Source organism: Aphanothece hegewaldii CCALA 016 (genome assembly GCF_003007785.1).
In the GTDB taxonomy this organism is placed as follows: Bacteria; Cyanobacteriota; Cyanobacteriia; order Cyanobacteriales; family Microcystaceae; genus Chroococcus; species Chroococcus hegewaldii.
This window is the reverse complement of sequence record NZ_PXOH01000010.1, coordinates 125,487-147,170: the sequence shown is the minus strand read 5'-3', so window position 1 is coordinate 147,170 and position 21,684 is coordinate 125,487. Positions and strand designations below refer to the sequence as shown.

19 protein-coding genes are annotated in these 21,684 nt (G+C 37.7%); 10 read left to right on the top strand and 9 right to left on the bottom strand.

The features are described from left to right. Positions 1 to 163: 163 nt before the first annotated feature. The 3 genes from C7H19_RS11445 to C7H19_RS11435 are packed head-to-tail and all read right to left on the bottom strand — an operon-like array spanning position 164 to position 1,933. A complete protein-coding gene (locus C7H19_RS11445) occupies positions 164 to 301 on the bottom strand; it encodes a photosystem II reaction center protein K (RefSeq protein WP_106457013.1) in 138 nt (45 codons plus the stop codon). 42 nt (positions 302 to 343) lie between these two features. Continuing rightward, positions 344 to 1,471 carry a tRNA guanosine(34) transglycosylase Tgt gene (gene tgt / locus C7H19_RS11440; protein ID WP_106457012.1) on the bottom strand — a complete coding sequence of 376 codons (1,128 nt, stop codon included), beginning with the start codon at positions 1,469 to 1,471 and terminating at the stop codon, positions 344 to 346. 3 nt (positions 1,472 to 1,474) lie between these two features. After that, the gene (locus C7H19_RS11435; protein WP_106457011.1) at positions 1,475 to 1,933 is read right to left on the bottom strand and encodes a hypothetical protein; all 459 of its coding nucleotides are present in this window, start codon (positions 1,931 to 1,933) and stop codon (positions 1,475 to 1,477) included. Positions 1,934 to 2,078: 145 nt separating this feature from the next. On the opposite strand from C7H19_RS11435, the gene cobS reads away from it, so the two are divergent. Beyond that, a complete protein-coding gene (cobS, locus tag C7H19_RS11430; protein ID WP_106457010.1) occupies positions 2,079 to 2,855 on the top strand; it encodes an adenosylcobinamide-GDP ribazoletransferase in 777 nt (258 codons plus the stop codon). Here cobS and C7H19_RS11425 read toward each other — a convergent pair. Further along, positions 2,852 to 3,304 (bottom strand): PPC domain-containing protein, encoded by a 453-nt coding sequence (locus tag C7H19_RS11425; RefSeq protein ID WP_106457009.1) that lies wholly within the window; start codon positions 3,302 to 3,304, stop codon positions 2,852 to 2,854. The genes cobS and C7H19_RS11425 overlap by 4 nt on opposite strands. An 80-nt stretch (positions 3,305 to 3,384) precedes the next feature. Continuing rightward, positions 3,385 to 4,206 (bottom strand): Cof-type HAD-IIB family hydrolase, encoded by an 822-nt coding sequence (locus tag C7H19_RS11420; RefSeq protein ID WP_106457008.1) that lies wholly within the window; start codon positions 4,204 to 4,206, stop codon positions 3,385 to 3,387. A 207-nt stretch (positions 4,207 to 4,413) separates the two neighbouring features. Here C7H19_RS11420 and C7H19_RS11415 point away from each other — a divergent pair, with 207 nt between their 5' ends. Together C7H19_RS11415 and cysH are read left to right on the top strand one after the other, a co-directional pair. Beyond that, positions 4,414 to 6,066 carry an alpha/beta hydrolase gene (locus tag C7H19_RS11415; protein ID WP_106457007.1) on the top strand — a complete coding sequence of 551 codons (1,653 nt, stop codon included), beginning with the start codon at positions 4,414 to 4,416 and terminating at the stop codon, positions 6,064 to 6,066. A 129-nt stretch (positions 6,067 to 6,195) separates the two neighbouring features. After that, positions 6,196 to 7,062 (top strand): phosphoadenosine phosphosulfate reductase, encoded by an 867-nt coding sequence (gene cysH, locus C7H19_RS11410; protein ID WP_245927463.1) that lies wholly within the window; start codon positions 6,196 to 6,198, stop codon positions 7,060 to 7,062. Positions 7,063 to 7,103: 41 nt separating this feature from the next. Here the strand turns inward: cysH and rplI are convergent, their stop codons facing one another. Beyond that, positions 7,104 to 7,562 carry a 50S ribosomal protein L9 gene (gene rplI / locus C7H19_RS11405; protein WP_106457006.1) on the bottom strand — a complete coding sequence of 153 codons (459 nt, stop codon included), beginning with the start codon at positions 7,560 to 7,562 and terminating at the stop codon, positions 7,104 to 7,106. Between the two features lie 77 nt (positions 7,563 to 7,639). Continuing rightward, entirely contained in the window at positions 7,640 to 8,413 is a 774-nt protein-coding gene (gloB, locus tag C7H19_RS11400) for a hydroxyacylglutathione hydrolase (protein WP_106457005.1), read from the bottom strand. 83 nt (positions 8,414 to 8,496) lie between these two features. Between gloB and C7H19_RS11395 the strand changes: the two genes are divergently transcribed. Both C7H19_RS11395 and C7H19_RS11390 read left to right on the top strand, forming a co-directional pair. Then, a complete protein-coding gene (locus C7H19_RS11395) occupies positions 8,497 to 9,705 on the top strand; it encodes a glycosyltransferase (protein ID WP_106457004.1) in 1,209 nt (402 codons plus the stop codon). 41 nt (positions 9,706 to 9,746) lie between these two features. After that, complete coding sequence (locus tag C7H19_RS11390) at positions 9,747 to 11,804, top strand: ABC transporter ATP-binding protein (protein ID WP_106457003.1); 2,058 nt, start codon at positions 9,747 to 9,749, stop codon at positions 11,802 to 11,804. Positions 11,805 to 11,826: 22 nt separating this feature from the next. Here C7H19_RS11390 and recF read toward each other — a convergent pair whose 3' ends face one another. Then, complete coding sequence (gene recF, locus C7H19_RS11385) at positions 11,827 to 12,972, bottom strand: DNA replication/repair protein RecF (RefSeq protein ID WP_106457002.1); 1,146 nt, start codon at positions 12,970 to 12,972, stop codon at positions 11,827 to 11,829. Between the two features lie 163 nt (positions 12,973 to 13,135). Here recF and C7H19_RS11380 point away from each other — a divergent pair, with 163 nt between their 5' ends. From C7H19_RS11380 to C7H19_RS11365, 4 genes are all read left to right on the top strand, one after another. Further along, complete coding sequence (locus tag C7H19_RS11380; RefSeq protein ID WP_106457001.1) at positions 13,136 to 14,806, top strand: transglutaminase domain-containing protein; 1,671 nt, start codon at positions 13,136 to 13,138, stop codon at positions 14,804 to 14,806. Between the two features lie 98 nt (positions 14,807 to 14,904). Beyond that, positions 14,905 to 16,038: an acyltransferase family protein gene (locus C7H19_RS11375; RefSeq protein WP_106457000.1), complete on the top strand. Its 1,134-nt coding sequence runs from the start codon at positions 14,905 to 14,907 to the stop codon at positions 16,036 to 16,038. A gap of 161 nt (positions 16,039 to 16,199) precedes the next feature. Further along, positions 16,200 to 16,706, top strand: a complete 507-nt coding sequence (locus C7H19_RS11370; RefSeq protein WP_106456999.1) for a DUF192 domain-containing protein — start codon at positions 16,200 to 16,202, stop codon at positions 16,704 to 16,706. A gap of 415 nt (positions 16,707 to 17,121) precedes the next feature. Next, the gene (locus C7H19_RS11365) at positions 17,122 to 17,313 is read left to right on the top strand and encodes a DUF2949 domain-containing protein (protein WP_106456998.1); all 192 of its coding nucleotides are present in this window, start codon (positions 17,122 to 17,124) and stop codon (positions 17,311 to 17,313) included. A 134-nt stretch (positions 17,314 to 17,447) separates the two neighbouring features. On the opposite strand, the gene C7H19_RS11360 is transcribed toward C7H19_RS11365, so the two are convergent. Continuing rightward, entirely contained in the window at positions 17,448 to 19,820 is a 2,373-nt protein-coding gene (locus tag C7H19_RS11360; RefSeq protein ID WP_106456997.1) for an ATP-dependent Clp protease ATP-binding subunit, read from the bottom strand. Positions 19,821 to 20,051: 231 nt separating this feature from the next. On the opposite strand from C7H19_RS11360, the gene cimA reads away from it, so the two are divergent. Beyond that, the gene (gene cimA / locus C7H19_RS11355; RefSeq protein ID WP_106456996.1) at positions 20,052 to 21,683 is read left to right on the top strand and encodes a citramalate synthase; all 1,632 of its coding nucleotides are present in this window, start codon (positions 20,052 to 20,054) and stop codon (positions 21,681 to 21,683) included. The last annotated feature ends 1 nt before the right edge of the window (position 21,684 follow it).

The window sequence follows — 21,684 nt, the reverse complement described above, 5'->3', positions numbered from 1 at the left end:
AGTAGAGAATTCCTTTCATTTTCCACTTCTCTTTCAGACTCGACCGTTCAGTTTGATTGGGAGGTAAGTTAGTCTAAACTCCAGTATGGAAGATGCTGTAAATATAAGATAAAACAAAAGGACACCTAATACAGATGCCCTTTAATTTTTTGTTCTAGACAATTTATCTAAAACCGACAGCCGCTTGCCAAACAAACGCAAGCAACAAGAAGAATAGGGGAATAAGGGGTAAAACATCCACTAACGGATCGAAGATTTGGTAAGCTTCGGGTAATTTTGCTAACAGCATTGCTGTATCCATTGATCTATCTACCTTTCCAAGACTTGTTTTTTAAATATTGACTCAAATTGTATCATGATTTGACGAATGATCATTGAGCCAGTGACCAAATTCATCGACGAAGCGATCGCCCTCTATTGCTTCCCGTATTTTCATTGTAAATCGTACTAATTCAGTAATATTGTGTAAAGACAATAAAATATACCCTAACATTTCCCTCGATTTAATTAGATGATTCAGATAAGCCCGTGTAAATGTCTGACAAGTGTAACAAGGACATTTTGCATCAAGCGGGGTAAAATCTTCTTTAAATCGTGCATTTTTTAGATTCCAGCGCTCACCTTGTACCATTGCTGTACCATGTCGGCCAAAACGGGTGGGAATCACACAATCAAATAAATCAATTCCTGATGCGATCGCCCGTGCCATTTCCCGATAAGTTCCTACTCCCATCAAATAACGAGGTTTATGGGGCGGTAATAATGGGGCTGTATGAGCAACAATTTGATGAATTAATTCTGGGGCTTCTCCGACACTAACTCCACCTATAGCATATCCTGGCAAATCTAAGACACTTAAATCTTTTGCCGCTTTTGAGCGTAAATCTAGATAAATTCCCCCTTGTACAATGGGAAATAAGGCTTGATCTTGGGGGCGTTGATGGGCTTCTATACAGCGTTCTAGCCAACGATACGTCCTTTCGGTAGCTTTTGTCACATCGCTTCGACTGGCATTCGCGGGGGGACATTCATCAAATGCCATAATCACATCTGCCCCTAGTTTATTCTGAATCTGGATCGATCGTTCGGGAGTTAGTTCAATAATTCGCCCATCTCTTGGAGAACGAAAAGTAACACCAGTTTCTTTGATGTCTCTGAGTTCACTAAGACTAAAAACTTGAAATCCGCCCGAATCTGTCAATATGGGGCCATTCCATCCCATAAATGAATGTAAACCCCCTGCTTTTTCGACAATACTTTCACCTGGTTGTAGATGAAGATGATAGGTATTGGCTAAAATCATTTGTGCCCCGGTGGTTGCCACCTGAGAAGGCGTTAAACCTTTGATCGTGCCGACGGTTCCCACAGGCATAAAACGGGGTGTTTCAACGATACCATGAGGAGTATGCCAGATCCCGACTCTTGCTTGAGTTTTGCTACATTTTGCGATTAATTTATAAGAAAAACCCATTTTCTAAAAAGGAATATCCTCATCATCATCATCAATTTGGACATCCCATTTAGCTGATAAAACTTGATTCATCATGGTTTCTAGAGTATCTACATCAATAGTATGTCTATTTTCTTGTTCTTCTAGAGGGCTGCTGAGGGGAATCAATCGTAATAAGCGGTTATCTTGAACTAGATCAAAATAGGTTTCTTTTTCGGGTGATTGCTCTAATTTTAAATAGTCGAAACTTTGGACATTTAAGTATAAAGTATGATTGGCGACAATAGTAGATTGTTTAGGATCGGCAAAAACTTCTACTATCCATCCTTCGCCTTCACTTTGGGGTTTTCCATCTAAGGTGTGAATGTATCTAACTCGCCCTAAATCATTGAGCAACCGCCGAATATCATCTTTATTAATTATTGTGCCAAAATCGATTAGACAAGGGGCAGGGAACGAGTGAGATGATTGGTCGTAATTCATAAAAAAATTACCTGTATAAAATTTAGTATAATGCTCAAAAATTTTAAGAAAATAGCTACATACTCTATTTCTATACTCTAGGTAGGCTACGATACAATATTAACGCAAATTGTTTGAATTCTTCCTTAAATTTTCATCGGCTCATGTGTTTAATCCAACTAACAAAATAAAGGAACAGATTCAATCCTTTTTAGGCGCTGTATCTTTTTATACTATTGTACCGTTACCGACTCATTGGCAGCCCAATTATTTACGGGTTGCTCGTTGGAGTAGTTTAATTGGTATTTTGATCGGCGGATTCTTGGGAAGCATTGATCTGATCTTAGCTTATTTAAATTTACCTAACCTCACTCGCAGTGGTTTAATTGTCGCACTTTGGCTTTATCTGACTGGGGGTTTACATTTAGATGGGGTGATGGATACAGCCGATGGGTTAGGGGTAAGTGATCCTAAACGTCGTTTAGAAGTGATGCAGGATAGTCATAGTGGGGCGTTTGGTGTGATGGCTGGTGTTATTGTCTTACTTCTTAAAACTTTGGCTTTAAATGATTTAACCCATATACGAACATTAGTACTGATGGCGGCGGCGGGCTGGGGACGTTGGGGACAAATCATAGCGATCGCTATTTATCCTTATCTCAAACCCACTGGAAAAGGCGCGTTTCATCAACAAAATATCCGTTTACCCCAAGATGTTTTTTTTGGACTATTGCCACTTATTGGAATTAATTTAGGTTATCTCTTTTTTGAGCCGCAAAAGTGGGCGATCGCTTTATTAATATTTGTTTTAGGTTTGGCGATCGCTTTTTTGACTGGATTTTGGTTTCATCAAAAATTAGGCGGGCATACGGGTGATACTTATGGGGCGGTTGTTGAATGGACAGAAGTGATCTATCTTTGTTGTTTAACAGGATTATTTTAATTCGTGGGACGAAGACGAGACACTTTTAAGATAAACTTGCCGCTACCTGTTTCACCAAAAGCCTGAACGCGGATAATATATTTACCTGATTCTGTAATCCGAGAAAATAAGAGTGAATTTGTACTACCATCAGGTCCATCATCATTTTCCGCGACTGTGGTTCCGTCAGCAGAAAGCAAAACAACAATTGCATCAAAATCATCCGAAATCAGATCGACTGCTAATTGATCGCCTTCTTTAAGATTAACTATATAATCTCTAGCAAAACCACCTTCACCAGTAGGAATATCTTTATCAGAAAGGGTATCAGAAACCTCATTAATTGATGTTAGAGGAATTGGACTATATAAAGATTCTGCTTGAGTGGATAATGTTTTAAATCCAAAAAAATATGAGCTTAATCCAAATAACAGCGAAATAGACCAGCGATAGGCTGAAAATTTTGTCATACAAAGACTACAAAGTTTATGTCGAGCTTACTATTTATTATATGTGCAACATTGAGACGGATTAAAGAAAAACGATCGCGCTAAAGTAAGAATTTTTCAATAGCTACTGCTACGCCATCTAATTCTATGGGAGGGGCAACCCAAGAGGCAAATTCTTTAACGGCATCTGGGGCATTACCCATAACTACACTCATACCAGCATATGACAACATGGATACATCATTAAAATTATCACCAATAGTCATGACTTGTTCTGCTTTTAAACCTAAAATTTGTTCAGCTAGATAATAAACCCCAGTACCTTTATTTGCTTTTTGATGAGTCGCTTCTAAAAAGATGGGAGTAGACTGAGTGAGGTAGAGTTGATCGGATGTAAAACGTTGTTGTAGACTGTTCATCAATTGCCTCGTCACCTTGCGAGACTTACCGATAGCGAGAATTTTCGTCGGATTATCGTTATTTTGGAGAAAAGTGATTAAATCTCCCACCGCGATCGCTTCAATGTTAGACCGTTGGGCATAGCGTTTAGTTTCATCATTAATTTGACTCACGTACAGTTGATCATTGATATAAAGATTAATATTGATTTTAGAACGCCATTGAGGTTGTTCTAACTCATGGATCAAATCTTTTGCAGTCGTTAAAGCAACAGGGAGATGATAGAGGATTTTTTGGCTTTTAGGATCTTGTATTAAAGCCCCATTGTAAGCAATAAGTGGTAGTTCGGAGGCAATCGTCTGATGATATTTATAGGCTGATTTGTACATTCTACCAGTTGCGATCGCTACTTGTACCCCTTTAGCTTGTACGGTTTGAATGGCTTGTTGAACTCTTTCACTAATTTGATTATTATGTCCGACAATTGTACCATCTAAATCCAACGCCAATAATCGAATATCCACTCTCTTAACCTTCTGTATATTTCCGTTTCTAGCATCTAGGATCTCTTTCAAATTAGCAAGTAGTTTAAAACACACCAAAACAGGTTATCACTTTTTAAGAAATCAAAATGCTAAGATCAGTAACTGTTCTAAGGCTTATTGTTGACTGTATTTAAGTAAGCTAAATTTTGAAGAGAACGTCTGAGCAATTAGGAGAAAAAGAAAACTTTGAAAAGTTTAGTATCTCGCCGTTTGAGACGATCAATCATTTTCGGTGTATTGAGTACACTTCTCACAGCCCTTCCCGTTAAAGCCGCCGAAGTCATTTTAATTAATTATGGACCCGTACAACTACAACTAAAAATATCTTCTCTAGAAGCCTTCGCCAAAAATGGAACGATTGACGCAAATTTAAAAACCTACCTTAAAGACACTACACCAGCACAACAAGCCGAATTCCGTAAAGCCCTCGTCGAAAAAGCGGAGATCAATCCCATCAGAATTTCTCGTTTTTTTAATACCGAAACTGGCGAAGAGATATTAACATTTTTTGGTGATTATGTCAAGATTCAAGGAGGTACAAACGGAAAATTTGCGTTACGAGGGGCGATTATTCAAGCTTCTCTCGCGCCTGAAGGATTAACGTTATTAAACTTTTTACAAAAGCTACCCACTAACGTAGAAATCAATGTCAATGACGTTCTCAAATCATCTAGGTTAATTAATTTAGTTATCCAAGCAACAGAAACGTTTAGTCAAGACTTAGCCCAATTATCCGCTAGTGAAGCACAACAAAACCCACCCGTCAACTATGGAACATTAACCGATTTACGTCAACCTGGTAGTTATGGCGTAGTAAAAGAACGGTGGAATCTTACGGATGAGAAACGTCAGCGTAGTTTTTATATGGATGTTTACAAACCGCAACACTGGCGTAATGGGAAAACCCCTGTTGTAATTTTTTCTCATGGGTTAGCATCTCGCCCAGAAGATTTTGAGAAACAATTATCTCATTTAGCTTCTTATGGTTATTTTGTCGCTGCCCCGCAACATCCCGGAAGTGATTTCCTTCAAGTGCAAAACTTATTAGAAGGTTATTCTAACGAAGTTTTTTACCGCAATGAATTTATCGATCGTCCAAAAGATATTAGTTTTATTATTGATGAACTCGAACGCCGTAATAATTCTGAGTTTGGGGGACGCTTAAACTTAGAATCAGTGGGTGCGATGGGTCATTCCTTTGGGGGTTATACTGTTCTTGCCCTAGCTGGAGCAACCATTGACTTTGATTATCTTCAAAGTGCCTGCAACAGCGATAATCAGTTTTTCAATCTGTCCTTATTGTTACAGTGTCGCGCCTTAAAATTACCACATCAAGATTATAACTTCCGAGATCCACGAGTGAAAGCTGTATTAGCAGCTAATCCCGTTAATAGTAGTCTTTTCGGACCGAAAGGACTCGCTAAGATTGAAATTCCAGTTTGGATCGGCGCGGGCAGCTATGATCCTGCCACACCCTTTGTTTTTGAACAAGCTAGATCATTTCCTTGGCTCAAAACACAAAATAAATATTTAGGAATGATGCAAGGTCAAGCTCACGTAGATTTTTCGGTTTTAGATGCTGGGCTGACTGACTTGATTGAGACGACCGATATTTTACTTCCTTCACCTAATCTAATTGCCGCTTATGGAGATTCAAGTATGGTGGCTTTTTTTGAAGTGTATATTGCGAATAATGAGGATTACCGACCATTTCTCCAAGCCTCATATTCTGCTTATCTGAGTCAAGACCAACCCTTCAAATTCTATGTTATTACAGGGGCTTCGTCTGATCAACTCGAAGATGAGCTAAAAAAATATAAGTCTGAACATGGTTATTAAACCGTAACTCAAGCCGTTTTGTTAATAAACCAATTAGGGTAAAATAAAGCTGAGAATTTTATACATAAAATTCGTCATTCTCCCTCAAATATATTCAGTTCGTTGAGTGCAAGGGGAAATACAGTCAGAATGCAACAACTAAAAGTTATTGATTCTAACCTGACGATGACCGATACAGGACATACTCAGGTAGGTCACACATTCAAATCAAACGGGACTTGGGATACCAACTCTCATCAAATTGTTGAAGAAATCGATAAACCGAAACTACATTTAGAGTTTGTCAATCAAGAGTTATCAAACGCTGATGCTCACTCAATTGTTACTTGGGCATCTTCAACCTTTGGTGACGGTTTAGTGATGAGTACCAGTTTTGGGATACAAGCTGCCGTCATGCTTCATTTAGTCACCCAAATTATCCCCGATATTCCGGTTATTTGGGTTGATACAGGATACTTACCGTCAGAAACCTATCGTTTTGCGGACGAATTGACTAAACGCCTCAATTTGAATTTAAAAGTCTATCAATCTCCTCTGAGTCCGGCTCGCATGGAAACCCTTTACGGTAAATTATGGGATCAAAATGATCTTGATTCTCTCAATCTCTACGATAAACTGCGTAAAGTAGAGCCAATGCAAAGAGCCTTAAAAGAATTAAATGCTACGGCTTGGTTAGCTGGAATACGCCGTGATCAAACCAACCACCGTAAAACCTTACGCCTTGTAGATGTTCAGGCCGAGCGCTATAAAATTCACCCAATTCTTACATGGAACGCCAGAGATATTTATCAGTATCTCACAGCCCACGATTTACCCTATCATCCCTATTTTGATTTGGGTTATGTGACGGTCGGTGATTGGCATTCTAGCCGCCCGTTGATGGCAGACGATGAAAATGAGCGAAATACTCGTTTTAATGGGCTTAAACAAGAATGTGGCTTACATTTACCTCTAACACCCGAAGAAGCGCAAAGTTTAGATGCTAGTAGTTTGTAAGGCTCGGCAGGGGTTAAACCCCTGTCAACACCGAAAATTGATTATAAAGGAGCCACTTGAATTTCAACTTCTGCGGTAACTTCTGGATGAATTTTGACTTGTGCTTTGTAAAAGCCAGTTTTTCCAATTTCAGGAATTGTAATGCCCCGACGATCGACCTCTTGACCTGTACTCGCTTTAATCGCATCCGCTAAATCTTGAGTCGTTACGGTACCAAAGATTGATTCACCTTCACCAACTTGTTTACGAACGACAAAACGTCCCACCGTTTGTAAGGCGGTTTTCCGTGCTAAAGCGTCTTCGCGTTCTGCAATAATCCGTTGTTGCTCTTTGGCTTTTCTTTGTTCGACTTGTTTAATAATGCCCGGAGTTGCTAACTTGGCGAAGCCTTGAGGAATGAGATAATTAGTCGCATAGCCTGGGGCTACTTCTACCATATCTCCGTCTTTCCCTAGCTTGCTGACACTTTTACTTAATACAACCTGTAATTTTTTTGACATTGTTTTTCCTGCTTTCTTTAGTCTCTTTAAAATAAGCCCAAAACTTACATTGTACATTTTTTTGAGACAAAATAAAATTAAAATTGCTCTTTTTGACCTCGTAAGCGAGCAAAGGTCTGAACTGGATCAGTTGTCCTCATCGCTTTTTGAAGAGATATATTATCCCAACGTAAAAAAGGATTGGTTAATTTTTCGACACCTAACCAAGTCGGAATTGTTGCCTCATTTTTTAAGCGGGCTGTTTGTACAAACCTGAAACGGTTTTGTAAGTCGGTGTTATCTGGATCGACGACTAAAGCAAATTCTAAATTTTTCAGGGTGTACTCATGAGCGCACCACACCCGTGTCGAATCAGGGAGCGATCGCAATTTCGTCAAAGATTTAACCATCTGTGCTGGAGTTCCCTCGAATAATCGCCCACAACCCCCAGAAAAGAGCGTATCGCCACAGAATAACTCACCAAAGGTAACATCGCCTTGAGGGGGAAAATAATAGGCAATATGGGCGCGAGTATGCCCAGGGACGAAAAAGACTTCCAAGACTCGATCAGCAAAAGTAATGCGATCGCCTTCTTTTAAAAAAACTTGTTGACCAAGGATTCTACCACGATCCTCGGCTCCTGCATAGACACAGACTTTGGGAAAATGTTCGATTAAGGCTTGATTTCCCCCTACATGATCCCGATGATGATGGGTATTTAAAATTGCTACTAGCTGTAATCCTTGCTTGTGGAGGACTTCTAGAACGGGTTGTGCTAGGGTAGGATCAACGACGGCGGCGATTTTTTGCTCTTTTTCAGATAACAAAAAGATATAGTTATCGGATAAAGCTGAAAGTCTTGTGATTTCCATGTTTTTAATTTAAACTCAAACCTAACTACTTAACCTAACTTCATACTAAACTGTAAAAAAAACTTTATAGATGTGGTGAACTCTTGACCTTGTTAAGCGAACAAAAGCCCTTAAATATATCTATTATTGTCAGCGATTTATCAAGTACGGGCGCAGGTCGTTGGGGTGGTGCAATTCGTCCTTTTTTACTGGCGCAAGCATTAGAAAAACTCGGACATCACGTTAAGCTATTTGGTCTAGCCTATGAAAATGAAACACCACCCGTAAAAATTGAGGATTATTCTGTTGTTTCGTTACCATGTCCCTATTACGTCGGATTTCCTAAATTTATCGGGGTAGCTACACAACTTATTTCTAAAATTGATGGGGATCTTTTGTATGCTGTAAAACTTAAACCTACCAGTTTCGGACTAGCTTTACTCAAAAAAATGACGAGTCATCGACCTGTAATCGTAGATATTGATGACTGGGAAATGAGTTGGTTTGGGGGCGAGCAATGGAAGTATCAGATGAATTTTAAGCAACTCTATCGAGATTTATTTAAGCCCAATGGACTCTTAAAACATCCTGATAATCCTCTGTATTTAAAATGGATGGAAAGTCTATTACCATATGCAAATATTGTAACGCGCCATACTCAGTTTATAGGAAAACGCTTTGGCGGTGTATATATTCCCAATGGCAAAGATGTTGCTTTATTTGATCCTGCAAAATACAATTCCGAGAAAACTAGAGCTAAATATGGATTAACTGGTTACAAAGTGTTGATGTTTCCTGGTGCGCCACGGCCAAATAAAGGGCTAGAAAGCGTTTTAATAGCTTTAGATAAACTTAATCAACCCGATTTAAAATTAGTGATTGTTGGCGGTAGTCCTTATGATGATTATGATCGTAAACTACTTGAACAATGGGGACGTTGGATTATCAAATTACCTAAAACACCTGTTCAATTAATGCCCGAAATTGTATCGGCTGCCCATATTATTGTTGTTCCGCAATTAAATACACCAACTTCTTTAGCTCAATTTCCTTTAAAGTTAACGGATGGTATGGCGATGGCTAAACCAATTTTGGCTACTAAAGTTGGAGATATTCCCGAAATTCTAGATCAGACTGGGTATTTAGTAGAGCCTAATTCTCCAGAACAATTAGCCAATCAAATTCAATGGATTTTTGCTCATATGGATGAAGCTGAAGCTAAAGGTTTACAGGCTAGACAACGTTGTATTCAGTTTTATAGTATAGAAGCTATGGCAACAATTTTATCTGGGGTGATACAATCCGTTTTGTAATAGGTTTTTATTTTTCATTAATTGGACAAAGAGTCTTAAATATGTCTTCTAATCAATTCATCATCAGATATCTTTTTAAACAGCCTATTTTAGTGGTTTTATCGATATTATTTGGCTTTTCAAGTGCTATTTTTAATGGATTTAGCACAATATTATTAGTTCCTTTATTATTAGCTTTTTTAGGTCAGCCGATGCCTGCTTTAGATAGCGGGCCACCCATTTTACAGAAAACAATGTCTGTTTTTGATGGTTGGTCAGATAGCTCTCGGCTCATAGCGATGTTTGCCATTGTTGTATTAATCATTATTTTACGGCATACTACCAATTATTTAGGAACACTAACCAGTACTTATTTAGGACAAATATTAACAAGAAATATGCAATTAGAAGCTATGACAATGCTTCTAACTGTTGATTTAGATTATTATGCTAAAACTAAATTAGGAGATCTATTTAATCGTTTTGGTTCTGAAGTATATCGAGTGACTGGCTCGATTCAAGCTTGTATTACCCTCGCGCAAAATATTATAACAGTTTTTATTTTTTTGTTTATATTAATGTCTTTATCATGGCAGTTGACGTTAATAGCAACAGGATTATTAGCAACACTTGCTATATTAAATCAATTTTTTCTTAATAGATCGAGAAAGTACGGTCAAAGAGTTTCTATAGCAGCTAAAGAATTAACTAACAAATCTTTAGAAATTATGACAGGAATCAGACTTATAAAATCTGTCGTAAATGAAGAAGCAGAATATCAAGCAATGAAAAAATTTATAAAACAAAGACAAAAGGCTGGTTTTGATTCGACAATGAATCAATCAATTATTAGTCCGATTAATGAAATTGGAGGAATTATTATTGTTTTTCTAATTATTCTGGCGGGTCGTTATATTTTTTCTGGCCAAGTTCAAAGTTTATCGGCAATTTTATTAACTTATTTATTGATTTTATTTAGAATGTTGCCGTTTGTTGGTCAAATTAATGGTAATAGAAATCAACTTTCTAATAACTCCTCTGCTGTTGAAATTTTAGATGATTTTATTAGAACAGATAATAAACTTATTATGAAGAATGGTGAAACACCATTTGTAGGTTTAGAACAAGGGATTCGTTTTGAAAATGTCAAGTTTGCTTATCCAGATCATGATGAACTCGTTCTTCAAGGGATAGATTTATGGATTCCTAAAGGTAAAATGATCGCTTTGGTGGGATCATCTGGTGCAGGAAAATCGACGATCGCTGATTTGTTGCCCCGATTTTATGATCCCACTGGTGGCGCGATTATGATTGACGGAAAAGATTTGAGAAACTATGACTACAAATCCATTAGACAGAATATGGGGATCGTTAGTCAGGAAACCTATTTGTTTAATGCTTCGGTTCGTTACAATATTGCTTACGGTCTGACAGACGCAACCGATACAGATGTATTAAAAGCGGCTAAACGCGCTAATGCTTATGAATTTATTAGTAATCTACCAGAGGGTTTAGATACAGAACTCGGTGATCGAGGTGTGAGACTTTCTGGAGGACAAAGACAAAGAATTGCGATCGCACGTGCTTTGTTAAGAAACCCAGAAATTTTGATCTTAGATGAGGCAACTAGCGCACTCGATACAGTTTCAGAACGTTTAGTACAACAAGCAATTAATGAACTTTGTCAAGAAAGAACCACATTAGTCATAGCTCACCGCTTATCAACTGTGCAAAAAGCTTATTCTATTGTAGTTTTAGATAAAGGTCGTGTCGTAGAAATTGGCAATCATGAGGAACTTTTAAATAAAGGTGGACAATACGCAAAGTTATACTCTATGCAATTTTCTGCTCAAGTCGCTTCACAAAATGGCTATTTAGTCAATGGAAATGAAAACGCAATTGAGTCTCAATCTCAAGCTTATTTGTCCTATGAGGCACGTAGTAGCTTAAATACTTTGTTGGGTTCATTACGACTTGTTGCAGATGGTTTTATTGATACACCAGAAGAACAACATGAATTAATAGAAGAGTCTTGTGCATCGGCGATGCAACTCCTTAATATCATTGAACGTTTTGACGAGAAAAATAAATTTTCTAGGGATTTGGTTTCCCAATCCTAAAAGTTGGCTCTCTCAACCCTGTTTAATGACAAATTTGTCCTTTTTCGACGGATAAAATTTGTGATGATTTCAACCATTGTGGATCGAATGAATTTAGATGAGTGGTTGTGATTAACGTTTGAAAACGATCTTGAATCGCTTCTAATAATTGGTTTTGACGATTAGCATCTAATTCAGCTAAAACATCATCTAACAATAGTAAAGGGGGTTCACCAATAATTTCTTCTAATAGTTTTAATTCTGCTAACTTGAGAGCAAGTACTAAAGTTCTTTGTTGTCCTTGTGAACCATAAGATTTAGCGGGGGTATGATTAATTGTAAATTCAATTTCATCTCGATGGGGGCCAACAACGGTTGTACCTAACTGTTGTTCGGCGAGACGACGCTGTTCAATTTTTTCTAAAAAAGCTTGTTGGACCTGTATTGGATCATCTTCTATCCAGTTCACATTCGGCAGATATTTAATCTGAAGAATTTCGGTTTTTCCACTAATACTAGAATGCCAAGCTTGAGCGAGCGATCTAATTCTTTCAATCACTCTAGCACGTCTTCGAGTGACTCTTGAGCCAGTTTCTGCCAGTTGATGATCCCATAAATTTAATTGAGATACATCACTACTAAATGACTCAGTTTTATCATTTTGATTTGCTAATTCTCTTTTGCGAATTTCTTTAAGTAAAGCATTTCTTTGACGAAGGACTTGATTATATTGTTGTAAAATATGTGAATAAACTGGCTCTAATTGAATTAATAAAGTATCAACCCAATTTCGTCGAACTTCTGGCGCACCTCGTACTAATTCTAAGTCTAAACTAGAAAACTGAACAGCATTGAGAATTCCTAAAAAATCGATATGACGACGTAAAGGCTCTTGATTAAGAATAACTGTTCTGCGTCCAGAACTTCGTAAAATAAGAGCGAGTTCAGAGGTTCCATAACTCCGAGTTAAATTTGCTAAAATTTGTCCAGTCTGGGCATCTTCTAAAATTAACTCACGATCTCGGCTCACTCGATGACTTTTTAGAGTTGATAACAGTTCAATTGCTTCTAATAAATTTGACTTTCCTTGAGCATTGTTGCCAACAATAATAGTTTTTTGTGCCTTAAATTGAACGGTTTGATCAGTATAATTCCGAAAGGAATAGAGGTGAATATTTTTTAAATACATTTTAGAGCAAGAAAAGCCAGATCAGCCACCTTTATCATTTTACACTCAGATAATTAATGCGCTCATTTATAGTTGTGCAATAAATCAGTTCATTGTGAGCAGCGTTAAGCGATGAATTTTGCTATTGTTATTGAATACAGGCTATTTCGCGCTTAAACTAAGCATGACTTCGATCCCTCTTCCACAGCTTATGGGTCAAACGATTCGTCCGTTGGTAGCTTCCTCCATTGATGGAATTACTTTTCATGGCGATCATCTTTTAGCTATTGATGGTACAGAAGGTTATCTATTACAGATCAATATGTTAACCCAACAGACAAAGATCTTAAATTCTGAGCATTGGTCAGATTTTATCGGTGCGAGTGGGTTAGCCGTTATTGATGACACACTTTGGTTTGCTATTGAGGAAAATGTCTATTTTTGCTCATTTTTAGCTAATGATTTAGTTCCTCAATTATTTGTTAAACTTCCCTCACGGGCTAATGGTGTAACCGTTTATCAGTCTACAGTCTATGTTTCTTGTCAAGATCGAGGTAAGATTTTTGTATTCAATCGTGAAACTGGAAAAGAAATTACCCGTTTTCATGCCCCAGGAATTGGGCGAGAAAATTTGACGGTGAAAGGCGAAGAGTTATGGGTTACTGATACACTTGAACAAACGGTTTATTGTTTAGATAGAGCCACCGGGGAAGTGATTTTTAGTGTTTTAACTCCTTTTGAATCACCGACAGGACTAGCTTTTTATTACGATGCCGCAACCGAAAAAGATTTATTGTATGTTTCCTATACTTTTTTAGAACCTAGTATACGGGATAATCCAAACGCCGAACCTCAACACGAATTACTCTATAGTCAAAAAACACTCATTCATCCTCTTTATTTTAAATATTATCCTGAGCATAAATATGCTTTATCCAATGGTTTTTTAATTGAATTATCTTATGTTGAAGAACTCGCCCCACTTTATCCAGTAGATTTAAAAGATGTAGAATGGCGCATTGCTTTACCTGTTGAAACCCATCGTCAAAAGATTAAACACATTGAATCAGTAGGTTTACCTTTTATCGAAGAAATTCAAGATGGACAAAAAGTAGCGGTTTTTAAATTTGAGCAATTAACCCATCAAAAACGTTATATTTTCGGTTGGAAAGTGGTTTTGGAAGTGTGGGGAATTAAATATAAATTATCTCCTAGAGACTGCGAAAAGTTACCCTCTTTACCTCAAGAATTTTCTGAACGCTATTTAGTCGATAATGATGATTTAGCGATGGATACTGAGATTATTCGTCGTGCAGCCGTTGAAGCTATCGGAACTGAAACGAATCTGCTACGCCAAGTTTATAGCATTCGTAACTATGTTTATGATCGTCTTTCTTATGGAATTAAACCTCATATAGATCCACCTGATGTGGCTTTAAAAAGAGGTGTTGGATCTTGTGGAGAGTATTTAGGTATTTTATTAGCTTTATCTCGTTTGAATAAAATTGCTTGTCGTACTGTTGGGCGATACAAATGCCCCCATTTTACCTTTACTAAAGGTGTGCCTTTAGAACCAGATTATAATCATGTTTGGATGGAGTTTTATATCCCTAGTTTTGGTTGGGTTCCTATGGAATCAAACCCTGATGATCTTTTTGAAGGTGGGCCTTATCCATCTCGTTTCTTTATGGGTTTAGCTTGGTATCATGCAGAAATGGCTAAAGATATTCCTTTTGAACGCTTAGTAAGTGAAGGAACTCCAGTCGCTAAAACAACGGTTTCTATCGGTGATTTGGCGATTAATCATGTCAAGTTTACAATTTTAGAAGAATTACAACCACCTGAAATCATTTAATGGCTAGTTTTGAGCATTTTTTTTGTTAACTAAAACTAAATTTATTATTTTTTGTTACAACTAAAATGTCTTCTCAATTTTGACGACCAATAATTCAGATGACTTCAGAGCATTCCGTACAAAACTCGAAAAAATCAAGACGACTAGATTGGATTGATCAAACAAAAGGTTTAGCAATTTTATGTATTGTTATCTTTCATTTTTTCCAAAACTATCCTAAAGATTTATATTTGATTACTTTTTTGGATCAAGAAGGGGCAAAAATAGCTTTAGCGGCTGTTGATTTATTTTTTGTAATTGCTGGTTTTACGACAAGTTATGTCATGATTCTCAAATTAGAAAAATCTAATTTATCTTTAACATCAATTAACTTTAAATCTTGGCTTATTAGCCGTTTAATGAGAATTTACCCCGCTTATTTACTCGCAGTATTCTGTAGTTTATTACTTTTTTATTTTTTTCAACTACTACCGCCGTTTAATCTAAATTTGATTCTTAGTATATTAGGTTTAGCCGACTATCATGCTCAGTCGATTAATCCTGGTTTTTGGTTTTTTAGAGTTTTATTACAAGCCTATTTAATTATGCCTCTAATTTTACCGATCGCTATCAAAAATCCTGTAATGATTCTTTTATTGGGAATTTTTGGTGGTGTTGTTTTTAAAATAATTGGCTTGTCTTTGCCTCAAACATCTTGGCTTTTTCCCTATTATTCGCAAAATAATTCTATCGGTAGTTATTGGTTTCAGTTATGTTTAGGTTTATATTGGGGAAATCTATTTTATTACAAAAATAAGTTTGTTAAAGTTGATTATATTGTTTCTACAGTTTTTTTCTTGGTCGGTAGTTCTTTATTTATACTTTTACCTTTTTGGGGTATTAATGCGACTTATAAACTGGGTGTAGATATTTGCTTAACTCCGCTTTTATTTCTGATTAACTATTTATTATTTACGATTTTAAATGAAAAAATCAATTTAACTAAAATAATTAGTTGGATTTTGGCAGGTTTATCTATTCTAGGCAATTATTCTTATCAAATTTATCTCATTCATCAACCTTTGTATTTTGTTGTGTTTTCTTCACTGACTAAAAGTCTATCTTTAGATGGTTATTTAAAAGTTTTTGTTATTTTTGTAATTTCAATTATTTTGCTGATTGTCTATGTTTTTGGCTTTACTCATCTAGAAAAATGGGTCCAGAAGAAAATTAAATTTATGCTCCCAAACTAAATCAAATTTAATTAAATTTTTTTATTAAACATGACAATTGAGCTAAAATATAATGCAATTAAAGGCTTGTAAAGAGCGATTTTACGATGATTGAAGATGGTTAATCCTCGAATCCATGTTGTTGAAATCCACCAAATATAAGAATAAGATAAAGAAAAGTCATGTTTTGGAAAAAGATTAGTATAATAGTCTCTTTAAACTTGCTCATTCTGGGCTGTTTAGCGATCGATACTCCCGTCGCTCAAAACCCTTCTGCTGAAGTTGTACCAGAAATTCAAGCCCAACCATTAGGACAAATGTTACCTGTCACCGCTAAAGCTAATATGGGACAAGCTGTGATCGAATTAGAAGTCGCTCTGACTCCAGAACAACAAGCAATGGGTTTAATGTATCGTACTTCTTTACCCGATAATCGAGGGATGTTATTTCCTTTTGATGAAGCGCGTTATGCTCAATTTTGGATGAAGAATGTCGCTATTAATTTAGATATGATTTTCTTAAAACAAGGCGTAATTCAAGCGATATATTCTGAGGTACCTCCTTGTACGGCTGATCCTTGTCCAACTTATGGCCCTTCAACCTTAGTTGATATGGTAATTGAACTTAGAGGAGGTCGAGCGACTGAACTGGGTTTGCAAAAAGGCGATAGCATTACCATCGATTTTTAAGTATTTTTTTTTATGGATCATAAATTTAAGAAAAAATTTTTTTTCAGTTAAGACAAAGTTTTGTATCATTCTTTAAATAGAAGATTAGGCGATCGACTATTATTGGGTAATCTAATATCATCAAGAGTGCAGACTACTCCAAGTTAGGCAAAAAGCCAGCGAGGGAACTGCATTTTTAGGTGTTAAAAAACAAATTCAATTCCGTAAATTTACTGAGGGATTAATTTTCTAAAGAAATTATTATATTTTTCCTTTTAGTGAGCTAAATCCTTTCTACCTTTGGATAATTGAAGACTCATCCTTAAGAGGAATCCAACAGACCAACAAGATAGGATACAAAAGGATACTATACCCAATCACACAAATATTGAGTTTAAACAACTATTTTGATTTAAAGCCGTGAAGGAGAGCCAATATGTCGAATACACCCTACTCTAAATTTTTACGTTTTTTGCGCGATGACTTAGCCTTGTCTCATGATTCATTAGCAATGGCGGAACGATCAATTAAAAAGGATCAAGGACCTTGGCCAATGATTCTTTGGCAATATGGCTTAGTTACCTTAGAACAACTGGATCGAATTTATGAACGATTTGAAGAAATTTAAGAAAAAAATAACTCATGAAAAAATCAATTGATAAAGATTTATGTAGTTCTGATTACTATAGGCGAAAACGAAAAAATAAAAGAAGCAGGTTAATTAATAGCCTGCTTTTTTAGATTTTATAGTGTGTCAACGACTTAACCTACGGGTTGTAACTGCAAGACAGTCGCATTGGAAGCATTAACTTTGACCTGATCTTGTTCGTCTGCATCAATAATAATTTTGTCGCCATCTTTGATGTTGCCAGAAAGAATCGCCTCGGCTAAACTATCTTCTAAGCGTCTTGTAATCGCTCTGCGTAACGGTCTAGCTCCATAACTCGGCTCAAACCCTTCCTTTACTACCAGATTTTTAAATGCTTCAGTGACTTCTAAAGTCATTTCACGCTGTTCTTTAATCTGTTTAGCCACTTCATTAAGCAGAATGTCGGCAATTTGAGTAACTTCGGGTTTGGTAAGTTGACGGAAAACAATAATCTCATCGAGACGGTTGAGAAACTCTGGTCTAAAATATTGCTTCATCTCTTCTTGAACACGGTTACGGATGTGGTTGTATTGTGTATCTGCGTCTTCTGAAGCTTCAAAACCAAAACTACTACCGCCTTTTTCGATCACTTTTGACCCGATATTAGAAGTCATAATGATCAGTGTATTTTTAAAATCGACGGTACGACCTCTAGCATCCGTCAAACGACCATCATCTAAAAGTTGTAGGAGAAGATTAAATACATCGGGGTGTGCTTTTTCGATTTCGTCAAAAAGGATAACGCTATAAGGTTTCCGTCTGACTGCTTCTGTGAGTTGTCCGCCTTCATCGTAGCCGATGTATCCTGGAGGTGAGCCGATTAATTTAGAGATGGTGTGAGATTCCATGAATTCGGACATATCGACTCGAATCATGTTTTCGGATGAACCAAATAAGAAATCTGCTAAAGCTTTGGCGAGTTCAGTTTTTCCGACTCCCGTGGGTCCTGCAAAGATAAAACTTGCTGTTGGACGATTGGGATCTTTGAGATTAACTCTGGAACGTCGTACCGCACGAGATACCGATTTAACAGCTTCATCTTGACCGATAATCCGTTCATGAAGTCGATCTTCGAGGTTAATTAAGGCTTCTGACTCGGTTTGCGCTAATTTATTAACAGGAACACCAGTCCATGAGGCGACGATTTGAGAGATCGCATCTTCATCAACAACGGGAATCAAAGACTCAGGGTTAATCATGGGTGATTCCTCTTGAGAGATTTTGAGTTCTTCGCTGTGGTTTTTTTGTTGGATAGAATAGCTCAAATGAGTTCGTGATCCTGCTTCGTCAATTAAATCGATCGCTTTATCGGGTAAGAAACGATCATTAATATAACGGTCTGATAATTTGGCAGCAGCTTCAATGGCAGCATCAGAATATTTTACTTTATGATAGTCTTCGTATTCTTTGCGTAGACCGTAGAGAATCTCAACAGTTTCAACAACAGAGGGTTCACCGACCATTACGGGTTGAAAACGACGTTCTAGGGCTGCATCTTTTTCGATATACTGACGGTATTCATCGAGAGTTGTGGTACCGAGACATTGTAGTTCTCCACGAGCTAAGGCAGGTTTAAGTAAGTTCGCGGCATCCATCGCGCCACCTAATGCACCCGCACCGACAAGGGTATGAAGTTCGTCGATGACGAGGATGATATTGTTAGATTGGCGAACTTCTTCGACAATGCCTTTAAGACGTTCTTCAAAGTCACCCCTAAAACGAGTTCCCGCTAAGAGTGAACCCATATCTAGACTGATGACTTGTTTGTCATAAAGGGTTTCTGGTACATCTCTTTCGATAATTCGTTGGGCGAGTCCTTCAGCAATCGCGGTTTTACCGACACCAGGTTCACCAATTAAAACGGGGTTATTTTTGGTGCGACGACCTAAGATTTGGATGGTTCGTTCAATTTCTGTAGCTCGACCGATCACGGGATCTATTTTACTTTGTGCGGCGAGTTCGGTTAAGTTGGTGCTAAAGTCTTTGAGGATGGATTGACGATTATTTGATCCTGCTTGAAAAGAATTTCCTTGAGAGACACTCGCGGGGACTTTTTCGCTCAGTTTTTTAATGAGTGTGGTTCGTAATTCGTTTAGATCGAGGTTTTGTTGGATTAATACTTTAGCGGCTAAGGTTTCGGAGTCAACTGCGATCGCTAGTAAAATATGTTCTACTGTAATAATTTTATCGCCTAATTGACGAGCTTCTTGGAAGGCTTGTTCAAAAATCCGCTTAACTTTTGGTGTAAATGGGATATTAGCTGGACTGTATCCTGGCCCTCTACCCGTCATATTTTCGATGATGCGTCGTGTAGCGTGTAGTTCAACGCCCAGATCCTTCAGTAATGTTGCCGCGTAGGATGTTCCATCACCGATGATCCCCAATAAAAGTTGTTCTGTCCCTACCACATTATGACCTGTGCGGCGTGCTTCCTCTTGGGCAAACATCACAGCTTTAATGGCTTTCTCGTTGAAATATTCAAACATGATGTTAGGATTTCTGGGTACTTTACGTTTCTTTATATTTCTAACTTTACCGTGATTACATTAGCTCTCGTAGTGGGAATACCCGTAATCATTAGGTGTGGGTCATCAAAACAGGTGATTTTTTCTCCTTTTACTGTTATCGTAGGCTAAGACGGCTAGATTCACAGAATAGCGATCGCTCAAAGTATTTAAAGTTAAATTAAATTATATTAAATCACCTTGACTTTTTTCATGGATAGTGCTAATAAAATTTTGTTGTATGATACGACCCTGAGAGATGGAGCGCAAAGAGAGGGGATTTCTCTTTCCTTAGAAGATAAGATCAAAATTGCCCGAAAGCTAGATGATTTAGGCATTCCGTTTATTGAGGGGGGATGGCCTGGGGCTAATCCGAGAGATGTGCAATTTTTCTGGAAATTGCAAGAAGAACCGCTAAAACATTCAGAATTAGTGGCTTTTTGTTCAACACGTCGCCCGAATGGTGTTGCAGCACAAGATAAGATGTTACAAGCCATTTTAGCGGCTGGTACTCGATGGGTGACCATTTTCGGCAAATCTTGGGATCTCCACGTCTTAGAGGGCATTCAAACCACGCTAGAAGAAAATTTAGCAATGATTCGGGATACGATTGAATACCTCATTAGTCAGGGAAGACGAGTCATTTATGATGCAGAACATTGGTTCGATGGTTATAAAAAAAATCCCGTCTACGCGCTACAAACTTTAGAGACGGCACTTAAGGCGGGTGCAGAATGGCTAGTTTTTTGCGATACAAATGGCGGAACTTTACCCCATGAGATTAGCCAAATTGTCCAGGAAGTTGTCACCGCTTTAAATATTATTCCCGATGATCCCAGTTCACCTAAGTTAGGTATTCATACTCATAATGATTCGGGACTGGCGGTGGCAAATAGTTTAGCGGCTGTCGTGGAAGGGGTCAGAATGGTACAAGGAACGATGAATGGTTATGGTGAACGCTGCGGCAATGCGAATCTTTGTACTGTGATTCCGAATTTACAGCTAAAAATGGGGTATCAGTGTTTAGATGAATCGGAACTGATACAATTAACTCAAACCAGTCGCTTGATTAGTGAAATCGTTAATCTTGCCCCTGATGAACACGCGCCCTTTGTCGGACGTTCGGCATTTGCCCACAAAGGAGGGATACACGTTTCTGCGGTGGCGAAAAATCCTTTTACTTATGAACATATTAAACCTGAAGCGATCGGAAATCAACGCAGAATCGTAATTTCTGACCAGTCGGGATTAAGTAATGTATTATCAAAAGCAGGACATTTTGGGATTGATTTGAATAAAAATGACCCTACTTGTCGTCAGATTTTAGAACGTTTAAAAACATTAGAAAGCGAAGGTTATCAATTTGAGGCCGCAGAAGCAAGCTTTGAATTATTGATGAGGGAAGCATTAGGACAACGACAAGAACTGTTTGAACTCAAAGGGTTCCGGGTACACTGTGATATGTTGCAAAGTGTCGAAATGTCTTGTAGTAATGCGGTAGCCACGATTAAGGTGAGGGTTGATGGCGTAGAATTATTAGAGGTTGCCGAGGGTAATGGCCCCGTTTCTGCTTTAGACATGGCTTTGCGTAAAGCGTTAGTCAAGTTCTATCCAGAAATTGCTAATTTTCATCTAATTGATTATAAGGTGAGAATTCTTGATAGTGGTGCGGGAACTTCAGCAAAAACCAGAGTTTTAGTCGAGTCGAGTAATGGTCAAAATCATTGGACAACGGTAGGGGTATCACCGAATATTCTAGACGCATCTTATCAAGCGGTGGTAGAAGGAATTGAATACGGATTGTTACTCAAAGAAGTTCCCAGTCTAGCAGTTGTACAGAGTTAGA